Source organism: Tersicoccus sp. Bi-70 (assembly GCF_001968825.1).
Taxonomy (GTDB): domain Bacteria; phylum Actinomycetota; class Actinomycetes; order Actinomycetales; family Micrococcaceae; genus Tersicoccus.
In genome coordinates, this window is the sequence record NZ_MIEU01000002.1 from 529054 (window position 1) to 554046 (window position 24993).

At 72.6% G+C, this 24993-nt stretch carries 25 protein-coding genes and 1 riboswitch; of the genes, 11 read left to right on the forward strand and 14 right to left on the reverse strand.

Annotation, left to right across the window (positions count from 1 at the left end; genetic code table 11):
* Nucleotides 1–102 precede the first annotated feature (102 nt).
* Both BGP79_RS02595 and BGP79_RS02600 read right to left on the reverse strand, forming a co-directional pair.
* Complete coding sequence (locus tag BGP79_RS02595; RefSeq protein WP_076693059.1) at nt 103–1578, reverse strand: amino acid permease; 1476 nt, start codon at nt 1576–1578, stop codon at nt 103–105.
* Between the two features lie 145 nt (nt 1579–1723).
* A complete protein-coding gene (locus BGP79_RS02600; RefSeq protein ID WP_076693060.1) occupies nt 1724–2017 on the reverse strand; it encodes a hypothetical protein in 294 nt (97 codons plus the stop codon).
* Nucleotides 2018–2418: 401 nt separating this feature from the next.
* Here BGP79_RS02600 and BGP79_RS16305 point away from each other — a divergent pair, with 401 nt between their 5' ends.
* On the forward strand, nt 2419–2607 hold the full coding sequence (locus tag BGP79_RS16305) for a hypothetical protein (protein ID WP_076693061.1): 189 nt from the start codon (nt 2419–2421) through the stop codon (nt 2605–2607).
* Nucleotides 2574–3257: a hypothetical protein gene (locus BGP79_RS02610; RefSeq protein ID WP_076693062.1), complete on the forward strand. Its 684-nt coding sequence runs from the start codon at nt 2574–2576 to the stop codon at nt 3255–3257. Before BGP79_RS16305 ends, BGP79_RS02610 begins: the two co-directional genes overlap by 34 nt.
* Here BGP79_RS02610 and BGP79_RS02615 read toward each other — a convergent pair.
* The gene (locus BGP79_RS02615; protein WP_076693063.1) at nt 3242–4198 is read right to left on the reverse strand and encodes an SDR family NAD(P)-dependent oxidoreductase; all 957 of its coding nucleotides are present in this window, start codon (nt 4196–4198) and stop codon (nt 3242–3244) included. The two genes, BGP79_RS02610 and BGP79_RS02615, sit on opposite strands and share 16 nt — an antisense overlap.
* A gap of 145 nt (nt 4199–4343) precedes the next feature.
* Between BGP79_RS02615 and BGP79_RS02620 the strand changes: the two genes are divergently transcribed.
* The 4 genes from BGP79_RS02620 (at nt 4344) to BGP79_RS02635 (ending at nt 11169) form a co-directional block, all read left to right on the forward strand.
* Nucleotides 4344–5786, forward strand: coding sequence for an anthranilate synthase component I family protein (locus tag BGP79_RS02620; RefSeq protein WP_076693064.1), 1443 nt, complete (start codon nt 4344–4346; stop codon nt 5784–5786).
* 384 nt (nt 5787–6170) lie between these two features.
* Nucleotides 6171–8003, forward strand: a complete 1833-nt coding sequence (locus tag BGP79_RS02625; RefSeq protein WP_083701487.1) for an HNH endonuclease signature motif containing protein — start codon at nt 6171–6173, stop codon at nt 8001–8003.
* Between the two features lie 416 nt (nt 8004–8419).
* Nucleotides 8420–9835, forward strand: a complete 1416-nt coding sequence (locus BGP79_RS02630) for an O-acetylhomoserine aminocarboxypropyltransferase/cysteine synthase family protein (protein WP_233121019.1) — start codon at nt 8420–8422, stop codon at nt 9833–9835.
* Between the two features lie 2 nt (nt 9836–9837).
* Nucleotides 9838–11169, forward strand: coding sequence for an LLM class flavin-dependent oxidoreductase (locus tag BGP79_RS02635; protein WP_076693066.1), 1332 nt, complete (start codon nt 9838–9840; stop codon nt 11167–11169).
* A gap of 30 nt (nt 11170–11199) precedes the next feature.
* On the opposite strand, the gene BGP79_RS02640 is transcribed toward BGP79_RS02635, so the two are convergent.
* The 3 genes from BGP79_RS02640 to BGP79_RS16850 are packed head-to-tail and all read right to left on the reverse strand — an operon-like array spanning nt 11200 to nt 13171.
* Nucleotides 11200–12063 (reverse strand): aldo/keto reductase family oxidoreductase, encoded by an 864-nt coding sequence (locus BGP79_RS02640; protein ID WP_083701488.1) that lies wholly within the window; start codon nt 12061–12063, stop codon nt 11200–11202.
* Between the two features lie 47 nt (nt 12064–12110).
* Nucleotides 12111–12548, reverse strand: a complete 438-nt coding sequence (locus BGP79_RS16845; protein ID WP_233121020.1) for a hypothetical protein — start codon at nt 12546–12548, stop codon at nt 12111–12113.
* The gene (locus BGP79_RS16850) at nt 12545–13171 is read right to left on the reverse strand and encodes a hypothetical protein (RefSeq protein WP_233121021.1); all 627 of its coding nucleotides are present in this window, start codon (nt 13169–13171) and stop codon (nt 12545–12547) included. Before BGP79_RS16850 ends, BGP79_RS16845 begins: the two co-directional genes overlap by 4 nt.
* A gap of 88 nt (nt 13172–13259) precedes the next feature.
* On the opposite strand from BGP79_RS16850, the gene BGP79_RS02650 reads away from it, so the two are divergent.
* A complete protein-coding gene (locus BGP79_RS02650) occupies nt 13260–13652 on the forward strand; it encodes a DUF1304 domain-containing protein (protein ID WP_076693068.1) in 393 nt (130 codons plus the stop codon).
* Nucleotides 13653–13689: 37 nt separating this feature from the next.
* Here BGP79_RS02650 and BGP79_RS02655 read toward each other — a convergent pair whose 3' ends face one another.
* The 7 genes from BGP79_RS02655 to BGP79_RS02685 form a co-directional block, all read right to left on the reverse strand.
* Nucleotides 13690–14178 carry an SRPBCC domain-containing protein gene (locus BGP79_RS02655; RefSeq protein WP_076693069.1) on the reverse strand — a complete coding sequence of 163 codons (489 nt, stop codon included), beginning with the start codon at nt 14176–14178 and terminating at the stop codon, nt 13690–13692.
* Nucleotides 14175–14576, reverse strand: a complete 402-nt coding sequence (locus tag BGP79_RS02660; RefSeq protein WP_076693070.1) for a helix-turn-helix transcriptional regulator — start codon at nt 14574–14576, stop codon at nt 14175–14177. Before BGP79_RS02660 ends, BGP79_RS02655 begins: the two co-directional genes overlap by 4 nt.
* 33 nt (nt 14577–14609) lie before the next feature.
* A complete protein-coding gene (locus BGP79_RS02665) occupies nt 14610–16226 on the reverse strand; it encodes a protease pro-enzyme activation domain-containing protein (protein ID WP_076693071.1) in 1617 nt (538 codons plus the stop codon).
* Nucleotides 16227–16340: 114 nt separating this feature from the next.
* A complete protein-coding gene (locus BGP79_RS16675) occupies nt 16341–18038 on the reverse strand; it encodes a hypothetical protein (RefSeq protein WP_076693072.1) in 1698 nt (565 codons plus the stop codon).
* Between the two features lie 4 nt (nt 18039–18042).
* Complete coding sequence (locus BGP79_RS02675) at nt 18043–20391, reverse strand: transglycosylase domain-containing protein (RefSeq protein ID WP_143588269.1); 2349 nt, start codon at nt 20389–20391, stop codon at nt 18043–18045.
* A 128-nt stretch (nt 20392–20519) separates the two neighbouring features.
* Nucleotides 20520–20723 carry a cold-shock protein gene (locus BGP79_RS02680; RefSeq protein ID WP_076693073.1) on the reverse strand — a complete coding sequence of 68 codons (204 nt, stop codon included), beginning with the start codon at nt 20721–20723 and terminating at the stop codon, nt 20520–20522.
* A gap of 91 nt (nt 20724–20814) precedes the next feature.
* On the reverse strand, nt 20815–21927 hold the full coding sequence (locus BGP79_RS02685; protein WP_369800154.1) for a fatty acid desaturase: 1113 nt from the start codon (nt 21925–21927) through the stop codon (nt 20815–20817).
* Between BGP79_RS02685 and BGP79_RS16680 the strand changes: the two genes are divergently transcribed.
* Both BGP79_RS16680 and BGP79_RS02690 read left to right on the forward strand, forming a co-directional pair.
* The gene (locus BGP79_RS16680) at nt 21866–22054 is read left to right on the forward strand and encodes a hypothetical protein (protein ID WP_198928416.1); all 189 of its coding nucleotides are present in this window, start codon (nt 21866–21868) and stop codon (nt 22052–22054) included. The two genes, BGP79_RS02685 and BGP79_RS16680, sit on opposite strands and share 62 nt — an antisense overlap.
* Nucleotides 22055–22182: 128 nt before the next feature.
* Nucleotides 22183–22587, forward strand: coding sequence for a ChaB family protein (locus tag BGP79_RS02690; protein WP_076693075.1), 405 nt, complete (start codon nt 22183–22185; stop codon nt 22585–22587).
* 10 nt (nt 22588–22597) lie between these two features.
* Here the strand turns inward: BGP79_RS02690 and thiE are convergent, their stop codons facing one another.
* Nucleotides 22598–23326, reverse strand: coding sequence for a thiamine phosphate synthase (gene thiE, locus BGP79_RS02695; RefSeq protein ID WP_076693076.1), 729 nt, complete (start codon nt 23324–23326; stop codon nt 22598–22600).
* Nucleotides 23327–23340: 14 nt separating this feature from the next.
* Nucleotides 23341–23465: riboswitch (TPP riboswitch) on the forward strand.
* On the opposite strand from thiE, the gene thiO reads away from it, so the two are divergent.
* Together thiO and thiS are read left to right on the forward strand one after the other, a co-directional pair.
* Nucleotides 23454–24647, forward strand: coding sequence for a glycine oxidase ThiO (gene thiO, locus BGP79_RS02700; RefSeq protein ID WP_076693312.1), 1194 nt, complete (start codon nt 23454–23456; stop codon nt 24645–24647). It overlaps the preceding riboswitch by 12 nt.
* A gap of 55 nt (nt 24648–24702) precedes the next feature.
* Nucleotides 24703–24993 carry a sulfur carrier protein ThiS gene (gene thiS / locus BGP79_RS02705; protein WP_083701490.1) on the forward strand — a complete coding sequence of 97 codons (291 nt, stop codon included), beginning with the start codon at nt 24703–24705 and terminating at the stop codon, nt 24991–24993.

Here is a 24993-nt window from a genome sequence, read left to right on the forward strand (position 1 = left end):
CGGTCGTCGGATTCGGCAGTCGCGGGGTCGAGGTGGGTCACGCTCGAGGAAGCAGCGAGCGGCCGTCGGATATTCCGGCGGCCGCTCGCGGTGACGCGCGTTCTACCGGCGAACCGGCTCATGCTCGCGGGCCTCGTCCGCGTCCCGGTCCGCCCGGTACTGCGCGAAACGCGCCTGGTGCGTCGGGCGGCGGCGCAGCAGCAGCCACGCAACGGCAAGCACGACGAACCAGAGCGGCGTGATCGCCAGCGCCGTCAGGGTGTCCGGCTGCGTCGTCAGGGCCCACAGCACGAAGGCGAAGAACGCGAACACCACCCAGACCATCACGCGGCCGCCCGGCATCCGGAACGCGGACTGCTCGTGCAGCTGGGCTCGACGGCGACGGAACACGAGGTAGGACGCCAGGATGACCGACCAGACGAACATGAAGCACACCGCCGAGACGGTGGTGACCAGATCGAACGCGGCGCCGATGTCCTTGCCGGCGTAGAGCAGCACGATGCCGCTGAGCAGCAGCACGCTCGTCAGGAACAGGGCGTTGCGGGGCACCTGGCGGCGGGAGAGCGTGCCGAACGCCGCGGGGGCGTCGCCCTCCTGCGCGAGCCCGAACACCATGCGCGACGTCGAGTAGATGCCGGAGTTGGCCGAGGACATGGCCGAGGTCAGCACCACGAGGTTGACCACGGTCGCGGCGATGCCGAGGCCGGCCAGCGCGAAGGTGGCGATGAAGGGGCTGTGGCCGGCGCGGAACTCGGTCCACGGGGTCACCGACATGAGGATCACCAGGGCGCCGACGTAGAACAGCAGGACTCGGATCGGGATGGCGTTGATGGCCCGGGGAAGCGTCTTCTCGGGGTCCTTGGCCTCGGCCGCCGTCGTGCCGACCAGCTCGATCCCGACGAACGCGAACACGGCGATCTGGAAGCCGGCCACGAAGCCCATGAACTCGTGCGGGAAGAAGCCGCCGTGGCTCCACAGGTTCGTGAACGAGGCGGGGCCGGCGTCGGACTGGAAGCCCGTGAAGATGAGCACCAGCCCGGTGACGATCAGCGCGACGATGGCGACGATCTTGATCAGCGCGAACCAGAACTCGGTCTCGCCGAAGGCCTTGACGGTCGGCAGGTTCAGCAGCAGCAGGATGGCGATGGTGGCCACGCCGGGGATCCACAGCGGGATACCGGGGATCAGTTCGCGGGCGTAACCGGCGATCGCGATGACGTCCGCGATGCCAGTGACCACCCAGCAGAACCAGTAGGTCCAGCCGGTGAAGAAGCCGGCCCACGGCCCGAGCAGGTCGCCCGCGAAATCGCTGAACGACTTGTACCGCGTGTTCGAGAGCAGCAGCTCGCCCATCGCCCTCATGACGAAGAACAGCATGAAGCCGATGATCATGTAGACGAAGATGACGCTCGGCCCGGCGACGGAGATGGTCTTGCCCGAGCCCATGAACAGGCCGGTGCCGATGGCGCCGCCGATCGCGATGAGCTGGATGTGCCGGTTGGACAGCTGGCGGGCCAGGTGGGGCTCGTGGCCCCGGTCGGTGCGGGCGGATCGAGCGGCGTCGGTGGTGTCGACCAAGGGTCTTCTCTCTGATGTTCGACGTCGTTCCGCGGTACGACGACGCGCAGAAGACGGGGCATCACCGGGGCGGTGAGGCGGCCCACACGCTATCGAGGGGCGCCGGGAGCGGCCAAATCGAGGTCCGTTCCGGCAGGGCCAGGGATCAGGCGGCGCCCGGCTCCGCGTGCAGGCTGATCGACGCCGCCAGCGCCGCGGCCACCGCCCGCGGCACGGGGCCGGACTCGGCGAAGCGGTCCACGGTGCCGAGCAGATCCAGTGCCTGCCGGTGGGCGACGACCTGTTCGGCCCAGTGGGCGGCGCAGACGTCGAAGACCTGCGTGCTCGCCTCCTGCAGGCCGCTGCCGTCGTCGGGGTCGAGCAGGGCGGAGACGACGACGGCGCGCTCCGTCGGAACGCCGCAGATCGCGCAGGGCGCGCTCGGGTCCAGTGCTTCCATCGGTGCTCCTCGCGGTCGGTCATCGGGTGGTGAAGCGTCACGCTACGGGAGCCCTCCGACAGGACGGGTGACGCGCAGATGAACGTCCGGCGATCTCCGGGTGCGGTCGTGCGGTCATCCCGCCGTGGGCCCGAGGCGGGGTCCGCCGCGCACGCCGGAGGTGCGCGCAGACCTCCGGTCTACCCTGTGCTCATGCTGGCCGTTCCGATCGCGTCCGCCGGGTGCGCCCGACCTCGTCCGCCCCACGAACGGGCGTGACCGCGTGCCGCGTCCGGCGTCGGGACGGATCCGCGAGGGGCCCGGGGGCTGTTCCTGCTCCTCGCCCTCGGGCTGCTCGGCGTCATCTGGCTCCTGCCCGGTGTGCGACGTCGTCGCGCTCGGCGTGCCGCCGGATGCCGGCGGTGTGCCGGAACGGGCGGCTCGCCGCCGTCGCGATCCCAGGTGTCGCCCTGCTGCTGCTGGTCGGTGCCCTCGTGCGGGTCCAGGTCATCGTGTTCCCGCTGGTGCCGTGCGACGCGCACATCTACGCCAACGGCGCGGCCGTGCCCGAACCCCGGTGCGCCTGGACATCGACCCGACCTGGGACGTGACCCGGCGGGTGGTGCTGGCGGGCCCGAGCGGTCTCGCCCTGGCCGGTGGCCGGGTGGCGGGCATGGACGAGTGCCAGTCCACCCAGCCGATCCTGTTCTGGCGTCCACCCGTCACCAGCGCGGGCGGTTCCGTCGTCGGAGAGACCTTCGTCGCCTGGGACGTGGTGCAGGACGGCGGCCGGGCGTCCGAGCGGAACGGATTCGGCATCAGCCAGGAGGACGTCTACCTCCGGTTCGGCCCCAACATCGCCCGGGACCGGGCGGAGCTGGAGGCGCTGGCCGGGCACGAGTCCATGCACGTCTCGCAGGCGGCGGTCCTGACCTCCCTCGGCGGGCCGGCCCTGATGCCGATCCTCTACACGGTCGACGACGCCTTCTTCCCCCTCGGCCGCAACCACTTCGAGCGGGCGGCGGGTCTGGACGCCGGCGGGTACGTCGAACCGCCGGACGACTACCCGCATCCGCAGGGCGACGTCGTCGGCGGTCTCGCGCTCGTGCTCCTCGTGCTCGGCTGGCGGCGGCTGCGCTGGGCCACGCGCATCGTGACGCGGGGGCGCTCCGCCGTCCATGCGCACGAACCCGACCGCTGCCCGCGGCACTCCCGCGGCTGGTGGCGGCTGCGCGCGCCCGCGGGTCAGTCCACCTCGTAGCCGGCGTCGCGCAGCTTCCGCAGCGACAGCTCCCAGAGCCGTTCCGCGGCGGCCGGGTCGAGCGCCCACTGCCGCACGCCGGCCGTCTCCGCCGCGACGTCGGCGTCGTCCGCGACGACGGGAGCCTCGCTGCCGTTCTCCAGGTACTTCCCGCCCACGCCGGCGAACTCGGGCGCGATCGCCGCGACCATCGTCGTGGCCGCGCCCTGCTGCGGGGTCTTCATGGCCGGGCTGTCCTTCCAGCCTTCCTTGATCTCCTCCGGCACGAACCGCTGCAGGTTGGTCATGATGCCGCCCGGCATCAGTGCGTTGGCGACGATGCCGTCCTCGCTCCAGCGCCGCGTGGCCTCCACCGCGAACAGCACGTTGGCGGTCTTGGCCTGGCCGTAGGCGCTCCAGGGGTCGTAGGGCCGGTGCTCGTAGTCCACGTCCTCGAACACCACGGGGGAGCCCCGGTGACCGCTCGAGGAGACGGAGACGATCCGCGCGCCACCGCCCGCGGCCGCGAGCGCGTCGTGCAGCCGGAGGGCGAGGGCGAAGTGCCCCAGGTGGTTGGTGGCGAACTGCAGCTCCCAGCCGTACGCCGTCCGCCGCAGCTCCGGCACGGCCATGACGCCGGCGTTGTTGATCAGCAGGTTCAGCGGCCCGTCCCAGGCGTCGACGAAGCCGGCGATGCTGCTCAGATCGGTGAGGTCGAGCGGCGCGACCCGGACGGCCCTGCCGGTGTCCGCCTCGATCTCGTCGGCGGCCTCCTGCCCGGCGTCGACGTCCCGGACGGCGATGGTGACGTCCGCGCCGGCGCGGGCGAGACTGCGGGCGGTCTCCCGTCCGATGCCGGAGGCGCCTCCGGTGACGACGGCGCGCAGGCCGGTCAGGTCACGTCCGGCGACGACGTCGTCGGCGGTCGAGTCGAAGCCGAACGGTGTGGTGATCCTCGGCATGGTGTGCTCCTCTCCGCGCATCCGTTCTGCGCGATCCGCTGCTGCTCGTAGCGTACGTCCGGCCACCGACAGTGCCGCCGGCGGGATCGGCCGGCTCGGTAGACTCGCGACCGACAACTTGCTCGCTCGACGGCGGAGGACGCCCGTGCGCACCACGCGCCTGCTGGGCTCTGCCGATGCGGAGACCGTGTTCACCCGGGTGTTCGCCGGCCATCACGAGGACGTCTACTGGCTCGACGGCGGCACCGACACCCCGAGTTATCTCGGCTCCGGCACGCCCGTCCCGCTCCGCGCCGGCCACGTGCTGGAGGACCTCGACGCGGCGCTCCGTTCCTCGGCTGGCTCCTCGCCCGACTCGTTCGGCTCCGACGAGAGTTCCTTCCGGCTCGGGCTCGTCGGCTGGCTCGACTACGAGCTGCGGCACGAGACGGTGCGGCCCCACCCGGGCGCCCGCTCGACGCCGTCGTCTGCGCCCGCACCGACCTCCCGGCCCGCGTCGGCGTCCTTCCTGCGCACCGACCGCGCGGTCGCCGTCCATCCTGACGGCCGGCTCGAACTGCTCACCGGCGACGACGTCGATCCCGAGCCGTTCGCCCGTCTGGTGCTCGACCGGCTGGGCCGTGACGTCGCCGCTCCGCCCGCGCCCGCCGTCGTCGACGTCAGCCGTGCGGACAACGACGAGACGTATCTCGCGAACATCCGCGCCGCGCAGGAGGCGATCGCCGACGGGCTGGCCTACGTGCTGTGCCTGACGACCGAGTACCGGGTGCGGGGGGCGCTCGACCCGGTCGGGGCGTACCTGGCGCTGCGCCGCCGCAGCCCCACCCACCACGGCGGGTTCCTGCGGATCGGCGGGATCAGCCTGGTCAGCGCGTCGCCGGAGCGGTTCCTCGAGGTCACCCCGGCCGGGCTGATCACGACCCGGCCGATCAAGGGCACGCGGCCGCGCGGGTCCGACCCCGAGGAGGACCGGCGGCTGGCGGCCGAGCTCGCGGCGGACGAGAAGGAGCGGGCCGAGAACGTCATGATCGTCGACCTCATGCGCAACGATCTGCAACGGGTCTGCGCGGTCGGCTCGGTCGCGGTGCCGTCGCTGTGGGCGGTGGAGAGCTACGCGCAGGTCCATCAGCTGGTCTCGACGGTGCAGGGCCGGCTGCTGCCGGGTCTTGCGGCCGTGGACGCCATCCGGTCCTGCTTCCCGGCGGGTTCGATGACGGGGGCGCCGAAGCAGGCGGCGATGGAACTGTTGTCATCCCTGGAGCAGCGCCCGCGGGGTCGGTACGCCGGGGCGTTCGGTCACCTCGGCGCCGACGGGCGGGCGGACCTCGCCATGACCATCCGGAGCATGGTGATCGAGGGGGAGACGGCGACGATCGGGGTCGGCGGAGGCATCACGGCCCTCTCGGACCCGGCGCGGGAGCTGGCGGAGATGGAGCTGAAGGCGCGAGCGCTGCTGGCGGCGCTGGGGGTGTCGTCGGTGGCCGGGAACTTGTCGGGCGGCGGTAGGAGCGTGCCCGACGGCTGCGCTGTCGGCGAGGGCTCTGACACCGGTAGTGACGAGCGAGGACTGCGAGTCGCCGAGGGCTGACGATTCTTCGCGTCGTGCCGTATGCGGCTCGGGCGGTGCGGTCATTCCCGGCAGCGCTGCCGGGGCTGGAGGGCGTTGCGTCGATCGCTTCGCCGTCGGTCGGCTCGTCGCGGGCGGTCTCCGTGACGGCACGCAGGTGCAGGAGCGCGGGGTCGGTGCCGGCCCGGGTTCTGTCGGTGGTGGCTGGTTGAGTGAGGTCATGGAGGACACCTCGACTCGCGAGCGGTCGGTCCCGGCAACGATGCCGGGGCTGGAGGGCGTCGTGCCGATCGCTTCACCGCGGCTCGGCGGAGCTTCGGACGGTCTCCGTGACGACCCGGATGCGCGGGACCCCGGGTCCGTGCCAGTGCGGGTTCTGTCGGTGGTGGCTGGTTGAGTGAGGTCATGGAGGACACCTCGACTCGCGAGCGGTCGGTCCCGGCAACGCTACCGGGGCTTGAGGGCGTCGTGCCGTCGGTGCTGCGGTCTGGTCGAGTTCCCGGCGATTCCGCCATACCCGTTGCGTCTGATGTCGTCGCTCCGATGGATCTCCTCGATCGTCTGGTGACCGTCCTTGTAGAGCACGGCACAGCGAAGACGACCCTCGATATGGCCGTCAGCGGGCTGGAGGACGTCCGTCGGCTCGAGGGCTGGTTGTCCGCGGCACGCCATCGGGCCGTCCTTCTGGCCCGGCGGGTGGCTGAGGAGAATCACGAACGGTGGATCGAGACGCACCCGTCGACGCTCGAGGATCCCGCGAGTGGCGGTGGTCTGACGAGACGGGAGCGCCTGGCTGTCGGAGAGAGGTCGGGCGTCGCCGAGATCGCCTGTGCTCTGCGGATCAGTGAGGACGCGGCGCACGCCCAGCTCCGCTGCGCCGAACGCCTCACCGCGCTGCTGCCGACGACGTTGGCCGCCCTGGAGGCCGGGAGCATCACCGCGCGGGCGGCCGCGACGATCGCCGACGAGACCGCCGAGTACGCGGATGCGTTGCCGGATTGCTCGGACCCCGAGACGCAGGACCGGCTCGCCCACGCCATCGAGGTCACCGAAACGACCCTGCTCGAGGCAGCGCGAGATGGCCAGACCGTCCGCCAGCTGCGGGCGCGAGCCCGCCGCGTGCGGGAGCGGTGTCACCCGCAGACCTTCGCCCAGCGTCACGCGGCCGCCCTCGCCGACCGCTATGTGCGGGTCACGCCGGACGGCGACGGGATGGCGCGGTTGACCGCCCTGCTGCCGGCGGTGCTCGCCTGGAAGATCGACGCCCGACTCTCAGCCCTGGCCAGGCAGCTGGCCGCTCAGCAGAACGCCGTCGATCCTTTGCTGCGGCCTGGAACGGGCGACGCCTCGGCCGTGAGCGACGGGGCGGTTGTGACCCGAGACGGTGATGATGACCGACGAACCGTCACCCAGATGCGAACCGATGTGCTGGCGGACCTGTTGGCCGGCCTGTCGGTAGCTGACGGGGGTCGGGGCGGCATTCAACGACAGCTCGAGGTCCCGGCCCCGCGTGTCCTGTTGACCGTGCCGGCCTCCACGCTGCTGGGTGGCGATGAGCCGGGATGGCTCGATTCCTTCGGCCCGGTACCGGCGGGCGATGCCCGGGACCTCGCTCGGCGAAGCCCGTCCTGCATGCTCGGGGTGATCGCCGATCCCAGCGGATGGTCCATGGCGCTGTCCGACGACACCGACGGTCCGCCCGCTGCTGAAGGCGTGCGGCGCGTCGACCTGGATGATTCGCCACCTGACGGACTCGAACCGGCGCGCGTCGTACCGGTCATGCTCACCACCGGGGTGCAGTACCGGGTGCCGACGGCGCTGCGGCGAGCCCTTACCGTCCGCGACGGAACCTGCCGGTTCCCGGGGTGCCGTCGATCGGCGGTGGCCTGCGACGTCGACCACGTGACGGCGTGGGCGGACGGTGGCACGACCGTGGCCGAGAATCTCGCTCACCTGTGCCGCAAGCACCACGTGCTCAAGCACCACTCGGGCTGGTCGGTCGTACGGGAATCGGTGCGCGCGGACGGCAGGGGAGGGTCGACCGGGGCAGGTGGCGCCGGCGACGGCGACTGCGACGCGAGCGAGACGGTCAACCCGACGGAAACCGGATTGATCGAACTGGCGGGGATCGGGAGCTTCGACCCGGCGGGGAGCGGGGGACCGTCAGCGAGTCGGCTGGCGTGGACGTCCCCCGCCGGCCGGGTCTACGTCACCGACCCCGAGCCTCCGCCGTTCTGAGCCGCTGGCCGGCCGGGCTTTCGTGCCGCGCGGCCAGGTGCGAGCAGAACACGCCGGCACCGCGCGTTTGCTTGCTACCGACGGACCGGTCGGCGACCTGTCCAGTTCCGCCTCTCGCCCCCGGCCCCACTCCATACGCCTCACCCCACCGCCTTCGACTGGCCTGCCTCACCTCACCGGCCCCAGACGGGCCCGACGTGGCCTTCCCGACCACGTGATCGCGCGACCGCCCGACCGCCGCGCCCACGCCGCCCGAAGAGCCCCGTGTGACGGCACATGACCGGACGTGACACGGCGTGACCCGACGTGACGTGTCACGTCGTCGACCCGCGACGGGGGCGGCACCGGGGCCGTAGTGTCCCCGGAAAGCCGCCCAGCCGGGGCCGTCCGTCCCGCACCGGTTCCAGGAGAGTCTCGTGTCCGTCCCCACCATCGGCGAACCCCCGCATCCCGCCCCTCGTCCCGGGTTCAGCACCCGGCAACTGCACGCCGGCCAGGAAGCCGCCGACCTCCACGCCGCCCGCGCCACCCCGATCTACCTCACCGCAGGCTTCGTGTTCGACGACTTCGACCACGCCCACGCCCGCTTCGCCGGCGAGGACGACGGCTTCACCTACACCCGGCACGGCAACCCCACCTGCTCCGCCGTCGAACGCCGCCTCGCCGCCCTCGAGAGCGGCACCGAGGCCATCCTCGTCGCCAGCGGTCAGGCCGCCGTCGCCAGCACCCTGCTCGGCATCCTCACCGCCGGCGACCACCTCGTCTGCTCCTCCAGCATCTACGAGGGCACCCGCGGCCTCCTGGTCGAACAGCTCGCCCGCTTCGGTGTCGGCGTCACCTTCGTGGCCGAGCCCGCCGACCCCGCCTCCTGGGCCGCCGCCGTCACCCCGGCCACCCGGGCCTTCTTCGCCGAGAGCATTCCCAACCCCAAGAACGACGTCCTCGACATCGCCGCGGTCGCCGCCGTCGCCCACGCCCACGGCGCCCCCCTCATCGTCGACAACACCCTCGCCACCCCGTACCTGGTCCGGCCACTCGAGCATGGCGCCGATATTGTCGTGCACTCCGCCAGCAAATTCCTCGCCGGGCACGGCGCCGTCCTCGGCGGCTTCATCGTCGCCGGCGACGCCTTCGACTGGGGGAACGGCGCCTTCCCGCACCTGAGCACGGTCCGCGGAGCCGACGGGCGCACCCAGGTCGAGCGGCACGGCCCCTACCGCGCCCTGATCGGCTACCTGCGCGACCTCGTCATTCCCCGTTTCGGCTCCGTGCCCTCCCCGCTGCACGCCTTCCTGATCGAGCAGGGCCTCGAGACCCTCTCGCTGCGCGTGCAGCGCCAGTCCGAGAACGCCCTCGCCATCGCCCGCTGGCTCCGCGCCCGGCCCGAGGTCCTCCAGGTCGACTACGCCGGCCTGCCGGACAGCCCCCACCACGTCACTGCCCGGCGCTACCTCGAGCACGGCTACGGCTCCGTCTTCGCCTTCACCCTCGCCGGGGGAGAGGCGGCCGCCCGCCGGTTCCACGACGCCGTCGCGGTCTTCACCCGGATGACCCACCTCGGCGACGTCCGCTCCCTGATCCTGCACCCCGCGACCACCACCCACGTCCTGCGGACCGCCGACGAGCTCGCCGAGAGCGGCATCTGGCCTGGACTGCTGCGCGTCTCCATCGGCATCGAGCACCTCGACGACCTGATCGAGGACCTGGCGCGAGGCCTCGCGGCGGTGCGCGACGGCGCTGCGCTCGATGTGGCGGTCCGCGATGAGGCGGTGTGCCACGGCGCGGGGCAGAGCGGCGCACTCCGCCGTCCTGTGATCGCCGAGGCGAGCTGACCGTGGCGAAGCAGCAGCACCTCGGCTGGTTCCTCTCCCGCGGCTTCGGCCCTCAGGGCTGGGGTCGCCCCGACTGGGACTGGGGCTACGACTGGCGACGCCCCGACCTGTACCAGCAGTCGGTCCGGCAGCTCGAGCAGGCCGGCCTGGACCTGCTCATCATCGAGGACGCCCTCTCTGCCGGAAATCCCGCGACCCTCGACCTGCGCGTCCGTACCGCCTACGGCGCCCCCAAACACGACCCGGTGGTCCTGACCCCCTACCTGCTCGACGCCACCCGACACCTCGGCATCGTGCCCACCGTCAACGTCGGCTCGTACTTGCCCTACGTCGCCGCCCGCCAGTTCGCGAGCCTGCACCACCTCAGCGACCACCGCGTCGGCATCAACGTCGTCACCGACGTCGGCAGCGCCACCCACCTCGGCCAGGAGCGCCTGAGCCACGACGCCGCGTACGACCGGGCCGACGACTGGGTGACCGGCATCCGCGAGCTGTGGCACAGCTGGAGCGACGGGGCCCTCGTCGCCGACCCCGCGACCGGCCGCTACGCCGACGCCTCCCAGATCGACGCGGTCCGGCACCGGGGGAGTCATTTCTCCTTCGACGGCCCGCTGAACGCCGTGCCCTTCGACGGTGCGGACCCGCTGATCGTCTCGCCCGGCGGCTCTCCGCGCGGCCTCGACTTCGCCGGCCGGCACTCCGACGTCCAGCTGGCCCTGACCAGCCTCGACGTCGACTCGATCCGGGCCTACCGGGAGCGCGTGCGGACCGCGTCCGCCGCCCACGGACGCGAGGACGCCCTCCGGACCCTGTTCGTCATGAAGCCGCGGATCGTCGCCAGCGCCGAGGAGGCCGACCGGGTCGTCGCGGCCTCGGCCCACCCGGGGGAGGAGCAGCTGAAGGCCATCGCGCTCGGCTGGTCCTCCGACGCCGAGACGGACCTGACGGTGCTCGACCTGGACCGGCCCCTGGACGACGTCGTCTTCGGCGAGCACGTCTCCCGCGGCACCGTCGCGGGCCTGCGCGGCCGGTACGCCGAGGAGCCGGACGCCCCGCTGCGCCGGATCCTCGCCCAGCACGCCCGGTTGTGCCGGGTCACGGACGGCACCGGGCGCCGGGGGACGGAGTTCGTCGGCACCGCCGAGGAGGTCGCCGACCTGATCGAGGAACTCGGCGACGACGCCGGCAACGACGGGCTGATCCTCTCCGGCGACCTGCACCCCGTCACCGTGCACCGCATGCTCGACGAGCTGGTGCCCGTGCTGCGCCGCCGGGGCATCCTGCGCCGCGAGTACGGGGACGGCGGGGTGGCGGGCAACCTGCGCGACTTCTGAGGAACCGCCGAGGAGGAGCAGGAGCCGCCGTCAGCCGCCGATGCCCTCCAGCTCGATCAGATCCTCCTCGGACAGCTGGAGGTCGACGGCGGCGACGTTGGCCCGCAGGTGCTCGACGGAGGATGTCCCTGGGATCAGCAGCACGTTGGGCGAGCGCTGCAGCAGCCAGGCCAGCGCCACGGACATCGCCGGCGCCCCGAGCCGCTCGGCCACGCCGTCGAGCGTGCCGGACTGTAGCGGCGAGAACCCACCGAGCGGGAAGAACGGCGTGTAGGCGATGCCGTCTCCGGCTAGCTGGTCGATGAGGGCATCGTCGTCCCGGTGGGCGAGATTGTAGAAGTTCTGCACGCAGACCACCGGCGCGATGCCCCGCGCCTCCGCGACCTGTTCCGCGGTGACGTTGCTGACCCCGAGGTGGCGGATCAGTCCCTGCTGCTGCAGCTCCGCGAGCACCGTGAACGATTCGGCCAGGGAACCCTCGCTCGGCGCGCTCACGCCACCGACCCGCAGGTTCACCACGTCCATCGCCTCCAGGCCGAGGCGGTCGAGGTTCTCGTGCACGGCCTGTCGCAGCTCGTCGGGCGCCAGCGCGGACGGCCAGCCGCCCTTCGCGTCCCGCCGCGCGCCGACCTTGGTGACGAGGTGCAGGTCGGCGGGGTACGGGTGCAGCGCCTCCCGGATGATCTCGTTCGTCACGTGCGGCCCGTAGTAGTCACTCGTGTCGATGTGGCGGATGCCGAGCTCGACCACCGTGCGCAGCACGGCGACGGCGCTCTCGCGGTCCGCGGGCGGCCCGAACACGCCGGGCCCGGCCAGCTGCATCGCCCCGTACCCCATCCGGGACACGGTCAGGTCGCCGAGCGTGAACGCTCCGCCGGGAAGGGTGTCGGTCATCGGTGCTCCAGTCGTCGTCGAATCCTCAGTCATCGGGTCGTCGGCTCTCACCAGGCGGCGGTGACGTCGCGGTGGGTGGCCAGCAGGGGACCGACGGCGTCCTCCGGTGCGCGGCCCATGCCGCACTCGGTGGCGACGCCGAACACGGGAACGCACCGGCGCGCGGCCTCGATCCGGCGGGTCGCCCCCTCGACCCCGTCCTCGCGGTGGACCAGCCCCAGGTACAGCTCGGTGTTCTCCGGCAGGTGCAGCTGCTGCAGGGGAGCGGTGTAAGCGGCGTCGTCGCGGTCGATCGGCACGGGCAGGTGGAGCCACGTGATCGGCCGGGGTGCCCGCGCCAGCAGCTCGGTCGCGAAGCGGGCCAGGTTGGCCGTGTCGGTGGGTTCGATGAAGTGCTTCTCCCCGGCGTCGCCGTAGCAGAGGTGGTAGCCGAGCTCGACGTCGGCCGGCACCAGGGACGCCTGCCGGACGGCCCGCTCGATCACGCCGGCCACACGTCTCCGAACCACGAGCGGAAAGCGCCCCCGTACCGGTCCTCGTACCCGCCGCTCTCGATCAGCCCGAACTCGACCGCGGTGTCCCACTGGATCGCGAGACTCTCGTGCGGGATGGCGGCAAGGATCTGCTCCAGCTCGGCGGTCAGCGCGGACTCGTAGACCGGCTCGAACGCCGCGCGATCCTCGGGGACGACGAAGGCGCCGACGACGGCGGCCGGCGTCGGCAGCGACACCTGGAAACGGGTGCCCGCGGGGATCACGTCCTCGTCCTGCAGGCGGTGGAAAACCTCCCACGAGTCCAGCGCGGCCTCGGCGTAGCCGAGCGGCGGCAGTCGCAGGGTGGCGGGGTCGACGCCGGGGGCGATGCGCAACGGCCGGACGTCCAGGTGCTTGACGCGCACCGGCGCGTCACCGACCCGTTCGAGGCCCGCGGCGGATCCGAGCCGGTCCGGCTGGAACGCGATCCAGTGGAAGCGGTCGCCGACCTCGCCGTCGGGGATGCGGCGCAGGCGGTCCCCGAGGTGCTCGACGGCGGCCCGGAACGTCGACTCCGCGTCGGGCAGGGTGATGCTGCCGACCAGGTGGGCGCCGCGGGGCTGGGAATCGCTCATGCGCCAGTCTCCTCACCGGCGCGCCGGGGGATCAAGGGGATGAGGGGAGAATGACGTCGAACGACGGTCCAGGACTCCGGAGGTCGGCATGCTCGTCATCGGTCTGGTGCTCGCGGCGATCGCGGCGCTGCTCCACGTCTACATCTTCGTGCTCGAGTCGCTCGCCTGGACGGGGGAGCGCGCCCGGGCCACCTTCGGCATCACCTCGGCCGAGGAGGCGGCCACGACGCGGCAACTGGCCTTCAACCAGGGCTTCTACAACCTGTTCCTGGCCGTCGTGACCCTGCTCGGCGTCCTGGTCACCGCGGTCGCATCGACGCCCGTGGGCACCACGCTGGTGCTCACGGGCGTCGGGTCGATGACCGCGGCCGCGCTGGTGCTACTGCTCTCCTCGCCGCAGCATCGCGCGGCTGCCATCAAGCAGGGCACTGTGCCGCTGCTGGCCGTGATCGCCGTCGTGCTCGGTCTCGCGACCGGCTGACCGGCGGGACCCGCGGTCAGCTCAGGCGCCGTCGAGCTCAGACGGCGACGAGCAGGTCGTCCATCTGGCCGACGGCCCCGCGCAGGCCCTCGTCCATGCCCATCTCGATCAGCTGGTCCATCTGCTGGCGGTCCGCGAACCGCGAGGTCAGGGTCATCCGGGTGCCGCCGTCGCGCTCGGTCAGCTCGACGTGGCTCTCGGAGGTCGGCAGGTCGTCGTTCGGCTGCCCGTTCTCGTCGGCGAAGCCGTCCGTGAAGGTGAGCGAGGTCGGCGCCGTCACGGAGGTGACCGCCCAATAGCCGTGGAACCGCTGCCCGTCCGGCCCGGTCATGTAGTAGGTGACGGTGCCGCCCGAGCGGAGATCGTGCTGCTCGAACGTGGCCGGGTACTCCGGCGGCCCCCACCAGCGCTCGAGCTGACGCGGGTCCGCCCACAGCTGCCACACCCGCTCCACGGGGGCGTCGAAGTCGGCGATCAGGGTGAGGGTGAGGGTGTCGAGGTCCTTCTCGACGCTGGTGACGCTCATCGTTCCTGTCCTTCCGGTCGTGCGGTGCGGGATGAGGCGGTGCGGGGTGAGGTGGCGTCCGGGGACTCCGTGTCGGCGAGCAGGTCGGTCATGCGGTCGATCCGGTCCTGCCAGGTCGTGGCCAGGTCGTCGAGCGCCCGGTGCGCCCGGGCGACGGCGTCGGGATCGGATCGCACGAGCTGCTCCCGTCCGTGGCGTTCCTTGACGACCAGGCCGGCCCGTTCGAGCACGGCCACGTGTTTCTGCACCGCGGCGAAACTCATCGGGTACAGCTGCGCCAGCCGCGACACGGACAACTCGCCGCGGTGGGAGCGGCGGACGATGTCGCGGCGGGTGACATCGGCCAGAGCGTGGAACAGCCCGTCCACGTCGGCGTCGGTGCTCGTTGATACAACCATCAGGTTGTAGGTTAGGCGCGGGTGCGGCCGCGGTCAAGAGTCGGTCGGCGCCCCGGAACCGAGGGCGTCGGCGAGGGCCTGACCGTCGGGGGTGCCGAGCCCCGTGCAGGGGTCCCAGCCCGGGCCGGCGGAGAAGCTGCCGTTGTTCCCGCTCGTGATGTCGTGGAAGGTGGCCGCCACCGTCGCCGCGTACAGGCGCGGTTGCAGCAGCCCGAGCGGCGCGCCGCCGAGCTGGCGCAGCCGGGCGACGAGTGCCGCCCACAGCGGCGCGACCGCGCTGGTCCCGCCGATCACCAGATCCTGACCGTCCACCCGCACCCGGTACCCGGTCTGCGGGTCGGCCACCGCGCTGACGTCCGGCACGCCGCGCCCGGTGGCCGGCTGCGTCCCGCTGATCGCGGACTGCTGCCACGACGGCACCGGGAAGGCGTCGCTGAAGCCGCCGCCGGTGGCCGAGTTGGTGCCCTCGTTCCACACCGTCTCGGTGGTGATGGCCCCGGTCTGCGGGTCCGCCTCGAGCCGGGTGCCCCCGCACGCCAGGGCGTGCGGGCTGGAGGCCGGGAAGTCGGCGTGGTCCCGGCCGTCGGTGGCCGCGTCGGCGCTGCCGTTGTCCCCGGCCGCCGCGGTGACGGTGACGCCGAGCGCGGTGGCGTCGGCCAGCGCGTCGTCGAACGCGGTGCGGGCCTGGGCGGTCCAGTCGTCCTCGTTCTGTCCCCAGCTGATGCTGATGGCCGCCGGCGCGGGGTCGGCGTGGGCCGCGGTGGTGAGGGCGTCGAGGAACCCTGCGTCGGTGTTGCGCGCGAAGTGGACGAGGATCCGGGCGCCGGGGGCGAGCCCGCCGACCACCTCGATGTCCAGCAGCACCTCGCCGTCGGCACCGTTCGGCGTGCCCTCCGGCGCGTTGGTCGCGCCGTCGACGGAGACGGCCTGCACGGTCGGCGTGGGCAACCCGAGGCCACGGAAGTAGGTGTCGATGTCGGCCTGCTGGTACCCGCCGCCGAGTTCGAGGATGGCGACGTCCGTGCCCGTGCCGTCGGCGCCCGCGGGGAACCGGTAGATGCGGCCGAGGTCGACGGGCGTGTAGGCGGTCCCCGCGGCGGCGGCGGCCGCGACCGCCTGGAAGTGCGCCCTGGCCTGCGGCCGGTCGTCGAGCCCGAGCACCGCGGTGACGACGCCGTCGAGCTCGGCCGGCACGGTCAGGCCGCCCGTGCGGTGCCGGTGCTGGATCTCGCCGCCGTCCGGGGCGGTGCTGCTGACCGCCTCGAGGGCGGTGCCGAAGACGGCGCTGAGCGCCCCGACGGTCCCGGCCACACGCAACCGGCGGGACGCCGCGTCGGTGCCGACGACGGTCAGGCCGGCCTCCGTCAGCACCCGGGTGGCCAGGTCGACGTCCTCGGGGGCGGCGCCGTGCCGGGCGGCCAGCTCGTCGCGGGTGAGTACACGCCCGTCGGCCAGGTCACCGTCGGACAGGGGAGCGCGGCGGCGCAGCACGACCGTGACCTCGGCCCGCTCCTGCGGATCGACCGGCCGCCCGGCGGTGACACCGGGCGCCGCGGGCCGCTCGGAGCCCGGGAGCGGGACACCGCGCGGCGGGTCGGTGGGCGTGGCGGGCGTGCCGGGAGTGGTCCGGGAGTCGTCGGCATGGGACATGGTCTGCTCCGATCATCGGGTCCTCCCATCGTCGTCGCCCCGGCGGGGGGTGGCAACGGTGGGGGACGTCCGACGAGGAGCAGTCCCGCGCCGGCTTCTCAGCGAGCCGGTAGGTCAGCGAGCAGAGGCGGGGCGGGGGTCGGCCGGAGGCGTCGGCGCCGCCGGGATCGAGGGCGGATCCTGATCGAGGATGCTCGGCCGGTCCGCGGGGCACCCCTCGCGGGCGGTCGGCGCCGTGAGGACCGTCGTGATCACCTGCACCCGGGATCCGCCGAGGAGGACGGCGCCCTTCGTGCTGCCGGACGTCGTGTCGGACTTCTTCGCCGGCGGGGCCTTCTTGGTCGGCGACGGGGACGGTGACGGCGACGGCGCCTCCTTCGACGGGGAGGGCGACGGCGACGGCTTCTCGGACGGCTTCGCCGACGGCGAGGGCGACGGCTTCGACGACGGGGACGGTGACGGCGAGGGCTCGGGAGCCTCGCACCGTTGCACGGCGGCGTCGTAGTCGTCCTGCGCCTGCGCCTGGCGGGCCAGGAAGTCCTGACGGGCGGCGATCGCGCCCTGGTAGGTGGCCAGATCGGACCGGTACTGCGCCCACTGCCCGTCGATCACGGACCACGCGGCGTTGACCGCGTCCACCTTGTCCCGGTAGGCCAGGTACGCCGGGACGGCCTTCTCGTAGGACCCGTAGTCCTTCCAGTACCGGCTGACCTCCGTCTGCCACGTCCGGGCGTCGTTCTGCAGCTGGCCGCGCCCGGCGTCCTCGGCGCGGGTCCGGGCGGCCGCGATCGAGGCGGCGTCCGTGGCGGGGGCCTTCATCCCCGTGAAGGACCAGCCGCAGCCGGGCCCGGTCTCGTCGGCCGCGGGCACCCGCACGTCCTTCGCGGTCGGCGGGGACGCGGACGGCGCCTCGGGCAGCACCGGTTCGCTCACGGGGGCGGGCATCGGCGGCCACACCGGGTAGTCGCGCGGGGCGGCGGGCGACGCGACGCGGTCGATCAGGCTCGGCGCCGGCAGCGTGGCGTTCCCGGTGCTCGGGCTGGGCGTGGAGGGGGCCGGGATCCTGACCGTGCTGGTGACGGTGTAGGGGAGGTACCCGGACCGGTACGGCGACCGGACCGCGTCCGCGGCGGTCGAGTCCTGGGCCGCGCACACGGCGCCCAGGCGCGACTCGAGCGCCCCGTCGAGGTCGCGGGCGTACCGGCTCAGGTCCTGGCCGGGGGTGCCGGAGAGGAAGATCAGCACGTCGCCGCGACGCCAGGAGACGACGGCGCTGTCCACTCCGCCGCGGGTGGCGGTCGCCCGCCGGGGGCTCTCGCCGGGCCCCTCGTCGCCCAGTTCCTGCTGGTCGGCGCCGCCTGCGCAGCTACCGGCGGCGGCAGCGAGGGTGTCCTGGACCTTGGCGCCCTGCCCGGCGGTGAAGGCCTGCGCCGTCACGGTCACCGGGGCGTTGTCCACCGTGAAGGCGGCGCTGACGGAGGTGGCCGGGGACGTGCCCTCGGCGGGGCACGAGTACGGCGCGGGTGCGCCGGCGCCGTGGCCGACGTCGCCGCTGCGGCTCCAGCCGGTGGGCGGGGAGGAGAGGGTCGCGGTGAGCACGTCGTCGGCCGGCGTCGGCGTCCAGGCGGCGGACCGCACCGTCGGGGTGGCCGTCGGTGCCGCGGCGGCGACGGGTGGTGCGGCGGGAGGGGAGACCAGGAAGCCGGCCAGCCCCACCAGGGCGGAGCCGATCACGCCGATCACCACGAGCACGGCGACGGCGACGATGACGGTGCGGCGCGGGTCGTTGCGCACCCGCTGGGAGATCAGCACGAGGTCACTGCTCCTTCTCGGGGGGCCGGATGCTGGTGTCGCTGCCGGCCGAGAGGGTCAGCCGGACCTCCTGGCGGTGGCCGGTCACGGCTCCCGCGACGGGGGTCTGGCCGATGACGACGCCGGGGCCGATGGGCGACTGCGCCGGTGCGGTCCGCTTCTCGAGCACCGGCTCCAGGTCGTTCGCGCGCAGCTGGGTCATCGCCGCGTCGACCGACAGGCCACGCACGTCCGGCACGTACCGGGAGGTCGAGGAGGACGTGGCGGCGTCGTTCGCCTTCGGCATGGGCACGCCCTTGACGCCCTGGAGCAGCCCCGTCATGGTCTCCTTCCACACGGGCGCGGCGACCTCGGCGCCCGTGAGGTCGTAGAACTTCCGGCCGTACGCGTCCAGCTCGGTCAGGGGATGGGCGGCACCGCCGCGCGGGTCACCGAGCCACACGGCGGTCGAGGCCTGAGGGGTCACGCCGACGACCCAGTTCGCCTGGTAGTCGTTCGTCGTGCCCGTCTTGGCGCCGGCCTCGCGTCCGGGCAGCCCGCCGGTGGGGCCGATCGTTCCGCCCGGCGTGAAGGTCTGCTTGAGGGCGTCGCCGACGGTGTTCGCGACGGCGGGGGCGATGGCCTGGTGGCAGTCGGCGTCGGGCACGGCCAGCTTCGTGCCGGTGTCCGAGCGCGCCGCCGAGACGATGGTGTGGGTGCGGCACTCGGTGCCGCCCGAGACGAAGGTCGCGTAGGCGTTCGCCATCTGCAGCGGGGAGATCTCGTACGCGCCGAGCGTCAGGTACGCCTCGTTGCCGGTCAGGGCGCGCGGGCCCGTGCGCGGGATCGAGGTGATGCCGAGTCGCGCCGCCATGTCGGCGACCGGGAGCACCCCGGTCTTCTCGATCAGCTGGATGAAGTAGGTGTTCGAGGAGACCTTGATGGCCCCGCGCGCGTCGATCACCCCGAAGTCCTGCAACCCGTAGTTCGAGTAGCCGCCCTCGGGTGCCGCGAGGCTCTCCGGTGTGTAGTAGGCCGACGCGTGGAATTTCGTGGTGGCCGGGATGCCCTGCTCCAGCGCGGTGGCCAGGGTGATCGGCTTCATCGTCGACCCCGGCTGGAACGTGCTGGTGGCGTACGTGATCTCCGTCTTGCCCGGTCCGCTGCCCCAGCCGCGGTTCTGGGCGACGGCGGTGACCTTCCCGGTGCCGGGGGTGACGACGGCGAGTCCGAGCGCCCCGCGGTTGGTGTCGTTCATCGCGCGGTGCACGGCGGTGTTCGCCGAGGTCATGGCCTTGTGGTCCAGCGCCGTGGTGATGGTCATGCCGCCGCGGGAGAGCCGGTCCTCGCGTTCCTCCGCCGTCGCGCCGAAGGCCGGGTCCGTGAGGATCTCGTCCCGGACCAGCGAGCAGTAGAACGGGAACGTCGACCGGCCGCAGCCGTTGGTCAGCGACCCGCGGTGGATCGCCAGCGGCGCGGCGGTGGCCGTGGCGAGCTGATCGGTGCCCAGCCGGTTGACGGCGTGCATGCGACCGAGCACGACGTTGCGGCGCGCCTGGGAGGCGTCCGGGTGGGTGAAGGGGTCGTAGACCGTGGGACCGCGCAGCAGCCCCACCAGGGTCGCCGCCTGTGGGACGGTCAGGTTCTTCGCGCTGGTGCTGAAGTAGGTGCGGGCGGCCGCCTCCACGCCGTACGCGCCGTTGCCGAAGTAGACGGTGTTGGCGTAGCGGGTGAGGATCTCGTCCTTCGAGAGCTGCTTCTCGAGGTTGACCGCGTACTTGATCTCGCGGATCTTGTCGTTCGGCGTGTCGCCCTGGGCCACCCGCTGCTCGGTCTCGTCCCGCGCCGAGTTGATCAGGATGTTCTGCACCAGCTGCTGCGTGATGGTCGAGGCGCCCTGCCGGGAGGTGGAGCCGCTGTTGTGCAGGGCGGCGCGGACGATGCCCATCGGGTCGGCGCCGTGGTGGTCGTAGAAGCGGGCGTCCTCGGTGGCCACGAGCGCGTCGACGAAGGTCGCGGAGATGTCCTCGCGCTTCACGTCGATCCGGTTCTCGCTGTAGAGGCGCGCGAACTCCTTGCCGTCCGAGTCCAGCAGGACGGTGTGCTGCGGCAGCGACTTCTCCAGGGGGAGTTCCGAGGGCAGCGAGTCCCAGTAGCCGACGACGTCGTCCCCGGTGACCGCGGCGGCGACGCCGAGCGGTGCCGTCAGGGCGCCGACGCCGAGGCCGATCGCCAGGGCCGCCCCGAGATAGCCGCGCAGCCGCGTGCGCCGTCGCTCGTCGGGGGCCTCGACCAGCGACGCCTCGACGGCGTTCAGGTCCAGACCCGCGGGATTCGTGTCGCGCCGAGTGGCGCGGAAGTGCTTCTGCTTCATAGGACGTCCCCATTTTCGCATGCGGCGGCGGAGCCGACGACACCGTGACCGGCGTCGTCATGCGGCCACGAACAGAACGAGCCGCCCCCGGATGATCCAGGGGCGGCTCGATCAGAGCGAAGTGAGGCTCAGAGGGCGCGGATGTTCTCGGCCTGCATGCCCTTCGCGCCGCGCGTCGTCTCGAACTCGACCTTCTGGTTCTCCTCGAGGTTGCGGTAGCCGTCGCCCGCGATCGCGCTGAAGTGCGCGAACACGTCGGCGGAGCCGTCATCGGGAGCGATGAAGCCGAAGCCCTTTTCGGAGTTGAACCACTTGACGGTGCCTGTAGCCATGATGCTTTTTCCTTTTTTTCTTTGTTGCTGGCCGCCGAGTTGGGCGGCCTGCCCTCGCCGGAGGCAAGGACATCTTTCGGTATTCGGGAACTCAGGACCGCCGCAGTTGGGCGATCACCGGGCACTCGAACGGATCCCTGGCCGCCAGTCCCACCGTGTTCAGGTAGGAAATGACGATGCCGTAGGACCGGAACAGGGAGGTCTCCGTGTAGGGGACCTGGTGGGTCTGGCAGTACTCGCGGACGATGCGTCGCGCTCGTGCCAGGTGGGGGCGCGGCATGTTGGGGAACAGGTGGTGCTCGACCTGGTGGTTGAGCCCGCCCATCAGCGTCGACGCCCACCAGCCGCCCTCGATGTTGCGGGAGGTGCGGACCTGCTTGCTGAAGAAGTCCAGCTTCACGTCGCGGGGCACCACCGGCATGCCCTTGTGGTTGGGGGCGAACGACGCCCCCATGTAGACGCCGAACACGGCCATCTGCACACCGAGGAAGGCGAAGGCCATCCCGAGCGGCAGGAACGCGAACAGCACGCCGAGGTACAGCGCGAACCGGGCGACGATGGACCCGATCTCGATCCAGCGGCCCTTCACCTCGCCGCGCGAGGCGAGAGCGGCGAAGGAGCGGTAGTGGAGGTTGAAACCCTCCAGCGTCAGCAGCGGGAAGAAGAAGTACCCCTGACGCTGCGTCAGCCGCGCCAGCAGCCCGCGTCGCTTCGCCGCGTCCTCGGGGATGAACGAGATGGTGTCCACCTCGATGTCCGGGTCCTTGCCGATCTTGTTCGGATTGGCGTGGTGCCGGTTGTGCTTGTTCATCCACCACGCGTAGCTCATCCCGACGCCCGCGGTGGCCAGCAGTCGACCGAGACGGTCGTTCGCTGGGCCGGAGCTGAGGATCTGGCGGTGGGACGCCTCGTGAGCGACGAAGGCGATCTGCGTGAAGATGACGCCGAGAGCCGCCGCGATGAGCAGCTGGAACCAGCTCTCACCCAGGAGTATCGAGCCCGTGACGGCCCCGGCCAGCGCCACCGCGAGGACGATGCCGACGGCGAGGTAGAATCCGCGCGCACGCTCCAGGAGACCCTGGGCACGAATGGTGGCAGCCACCGTCGTGTAGTGCTGCGGGAGAGGTGAAGGACGTTCAGCGGTGCCGGTCGTCGAGGACGTGGCACCCTTCCGCCGTTCGGCGGGGAAGGTCACTGAGGAGATGGAAGTTCCGCTCGTCAACAGCCTGCTGACGGATGGAACCGCCGTGACTGCACTGGAGCAACAAGCAGATCGCTTGTCGCTTCTCCTCAACAGTACCCGTCAGGGGCCGGAAACAACAGCAGGCTGAGGGATTCCTCACACTTCCGACCTGCAGTTCTCCTCCGTTCCCTCTTCCGTCGGCGTCGCCCGTGGTTGCGCACGGTCCTGCCGCCCACGAGGATGAGCGCACCATGACCGTCCGCCCAGGAGGCTGCCGTGCCCGCTCGTGAGGAGATGCCCTCGACCGTTGCGCGGTCGCCGAAGCACGCGCAGGAGGTGTGGTCCGCCGCGCACGACTCCGCGGTCGAGTCGTACGGCGAAGGCGAGCGGGCGCACCGGACGGCGTTCGCGGCCCTCAAGCATCAGTACGAGAAGGTCGGGGACCGCTGGGAGGAGAAGGCGGAGTCCGGGCCGTCGGACGAGAAGGCCGAGGGCACGGTCGGCTCGCCCGGGAAGACCGCCGGCGGGGTGGACGCCAACGCCACGAAGACGCACCTGTTGGACGTCGCGAGGCGGTTGGACGTGCGCGGCCGTTCCTCCATGACGAAGGACGAGCTGGTCGCCGCCATCCAGAAGGCCAACGACCGCGCGACCGCGAAGGCGCGGGAGAAGGAGTCCTGACCCGGCCGGTTCAGGTCGAGGGCAGGGGTGGCAGCGCCTCGACCAGACGCCGTGCGGCGTCCTGCGGATCGGAGGCCTCGGTGATCGCGCGCACGACGACGACCCGGCGGGCTCCCGCGGCCACGACCTCGCCGATCGTGTGGTGGTCGATGCCGCCGATCGCGAACCACGGCGTGCCGCCGTCGGCAGTGCCCGTCGCGGTACCGCTCGCGGCGTCCGCCGCCGCTGCGAGCCGCACCAGGTCCAGGCCGACCGCGGCGCGGCCGGGCTTCGTGGGGGTGGCCCAGACCGGGCCGACGCAGTAGTAGTCGACGTCCGGGTTCTGCCGGGCGGCGGCCAGCTGGTCCGGGTCGTGCGTGGACAGCCCGATCCGGCATCCGGCCGGCAGCAGCGTGCGCGCCTGGGCCGGGGTCAGATCCCGCTGGCCGAGGTGCAGGACGTCGGCCGAGGCCAGCCGGGCGATGTCGGCGCGGTCGTTGACGGCGAACGCCCGGCCCGCGCGCTCCGCCTCCTCCCGGAGGACGGCGAGGGCCCCGAGCTCGTCCGCGCCCTCGATGTCCTTGTCCCGCAGCTGGACGATGTCGACGCCTCCGGCGTAGGCGGCGCGGACGAGGTCGCGCAGGTCGCCCTGCTCGCGGCGGGCGTCGACGCACAGGTAGAGCCGGGCCGTGGCCAGAGCAGGAGCCGCACGGCCGGGGTCGGTTCCGGCCGTGGCCGGTGGTGTCGGGGGGACGGACATGGTGACTACAGTAGGGGCCAGATCACGGGAGCCACGACGCGAGCACGCTCGTCTGACGGGTGGCTGAGAGGGTGTTCGACACCGACCGTCCGAACCTGATGCGGATCATGCCGCCGAAGGGAGCGCCTTGTCAGGCAACCAGTCGGGCGATGTCCTCGTCCTCGGTGCCGGGGTCGTCGGCCTGGGGATCGCCTTCACCCTGGCCCGCGCGGGTCACCCGGTCACGGTGGTCGACCCCGCACCCGCGTCCGGCGCCACCCACGCGGCCGCCGGGATGATCGCCCCCGTCGCCGAACTGGCCCACCAGGAGGAAGCGCTCCTGCCGCTGACGCTGGACTCCGCCCGCCGGTACCGCGGCTTCGTCGACGACGTCGCCGCGGTCAGCGGCCGGGACGCCGGCTACGCGACGACGCCCACCCTGGTGTGCGGGTTCGACGCCGCCGACCGGGACGCCCTGGCCGCCCTGTACAGGGTTCAGCTCCGGCTGGGACTGGACGTCGAGCAGCTGACCACGCGTGAGGCCCGGCGGCGCGAGCCGCTGCTCGGCCCCCACCTGACGGCCGCGTACCTGCTGCCGCACGATCACCAGGTCGACCCGCGGGTGCTCAGCCGGGCGCTGTTGGCCGCCCTCGAGGCGCTCGGCGTGCGGGTGATCGCGCAGCGGGCCGAGGCCCTGCTGAGCACGCCCGCGGGGTCCGGGACATCCGGGTCCTCTGGTGGTCGCGTGGCCGGGGCGCGCCTGGCGGACGGCTCGACCGTCGAGGCCGACGAGACGATCGTGGCGACGGGTGTCGCTGCCGATCTGCCCGGACTGCCGGCCCCGCTGCCGCTGCGTCCGGTGCACGGGGACGTCCTGCGGCTGCGGCCGCCGGCCGGATTCCCCGCCCTGACCCACACGGTCCGCGCGATCGTGCGGGGCGTGCCCGTCTACGTGGTTCCCCGGTTCGACGGCACACTCGTGCTCGGCGCCACCGCCCGTGAGGACGGCGGGTCCGGGCTGCAGGCCGGCGGGGTCCACACCCTGCTGCGCGACGGGATCACCCTGCTGCCGGCGCTGGCCGAGGCCACCATCACCGACGCCGTGGCCCGGGCACGCCCCGGCACCCCGGACAACATGCCGCTGCTCGGCCGGATGCGCGACGCCGACGGTGCCGCCGTCGCCGGACTCGTCCTCGCCACTGGTTTCTTCCGGCACGGCGTGCTCCTCACCCCGCTCGCCGGGGCCGCCGTGCGGGGACTGCTGGTGGGCGACCCGCTGCCGGTGGCCGAGCCCTGCGACCCCGACCGATTCGCCCTGATCCCTCGAGCCACGGCGCCCTGACCCGACGCCCTCATGTTCACCCCCGTCCTGACCGAGCCCCACCCCAGGAGACACCATGACCACCGACCTGCCGGGCGTCCCGGCCGCTGCGGACACCGTCCTCGGCGCCGACCCCACCATCACCGTGAACGGGGAGCGGGCGCCGCACCGCTCGAGGACCTGCCGCGACCTCGTCGCCGAGCGCACCGGCCGCGCCGTGTCCGCGTCCGGCACCGCGCAGGACGGCCGCCCGCTGGGGGTCGCCGTCGCAGTCGACGGCGCCGTGGTTCCCCGCAGTTCGTGGGCGACCGTGGTTCCCGCCGCCGGCTCGCGCGTCGAGATCCTGACGGCGGTGCAGGGTGGTTGA

Coding starts and splice junctions, on each gene's coding strand:
- thiE (WP_076693076.1), bottom strand. CDS start 23,326: ATGTCCGTCCCCCCGACACCACCGGCCACGGCCGGAACCGACCCCGGC.
- BGP79_RS02615 (WP_076693063.1), bottom strand. CDS start 4,198: ATGCCGAGGATCACCACACCGTTCGGCTTCGACTCGACCGCCGACGAC.
- BGP79_RS02665 (WP_076693071.1), bottom strand. CDS start 16,226: ATGTCCCATGCCGACGACTCCCGGACCACTCCCGGCACGCCCGCCACG.
- BGP79_RS02600 (WP_076693060.1), bottom strand. CDS start 2,017: ATGGAAGCACTGGACCCGAGCGCGCCCTGCGCGATCTGCGGCGTTCCG.
- BGP79_RS16850 (WP_233121021.1), bottom strand. CDS start 13,171: ATGAGCGATTCCCAGCCCCGCGGCGCCCACCTGGTCGGCAGCATCACC.
- thiS (WP_083701490.1), top strand. CDS start 24,703: ATGACCACCGACCTGCCGGGCGTCCCGGCCGCTGCGGACACCGTCCTC.
- BGP79_RS02680 (WP_076693073.1), bottom strand. CDS start 20,723: ATGGCTACAGGCACCGTCAAGTGGTTCAACTCCGAAAAGGGCTTCGGC.
- BGP79_RS02640 (WP_083701488.1), bottom strand. CDS start 12,063: ATGACCGACACCCTTCCCGGCGGAGCGTTCACGCTCGGCGACCTGACC.
- BGP79_RS02650 (WP_076693068.1), top strand. CDS start 13,260: ATGCTCGTCATCGGTCTGGTGCTCGCGGCGATCGCGGCGCTGCTCCAC.
- BGP79_RS02660 (WP_076693070.1), bottom strand. CDS start 14,576: ATGGTTGTATCAACGAGCACCGACGCCGACGTGGACGGGCTGTTCCAC.
- BGP79_RS02655 (WP_076693069.1), bottom strand. CDS start 14,178: ATGAGCGTCACCAGCGTCGAGAAGGACCTCGACACCCTCACCCTCACC.
- BGP79_RS02625 (WP_083701487.1), top strand. CDS start 6,171: ATGGAGGACACCTCGACTCGCGAGCGGTCGGTCCCGGCAACGCTACCG.
- BGP79_RS02675 (WP_143588269.1), bottom strand. CDS start 20,391: ATGAAGCAGAAGCACTTCCGCGCCACTCGGCGCGACACGAATCCCGCG.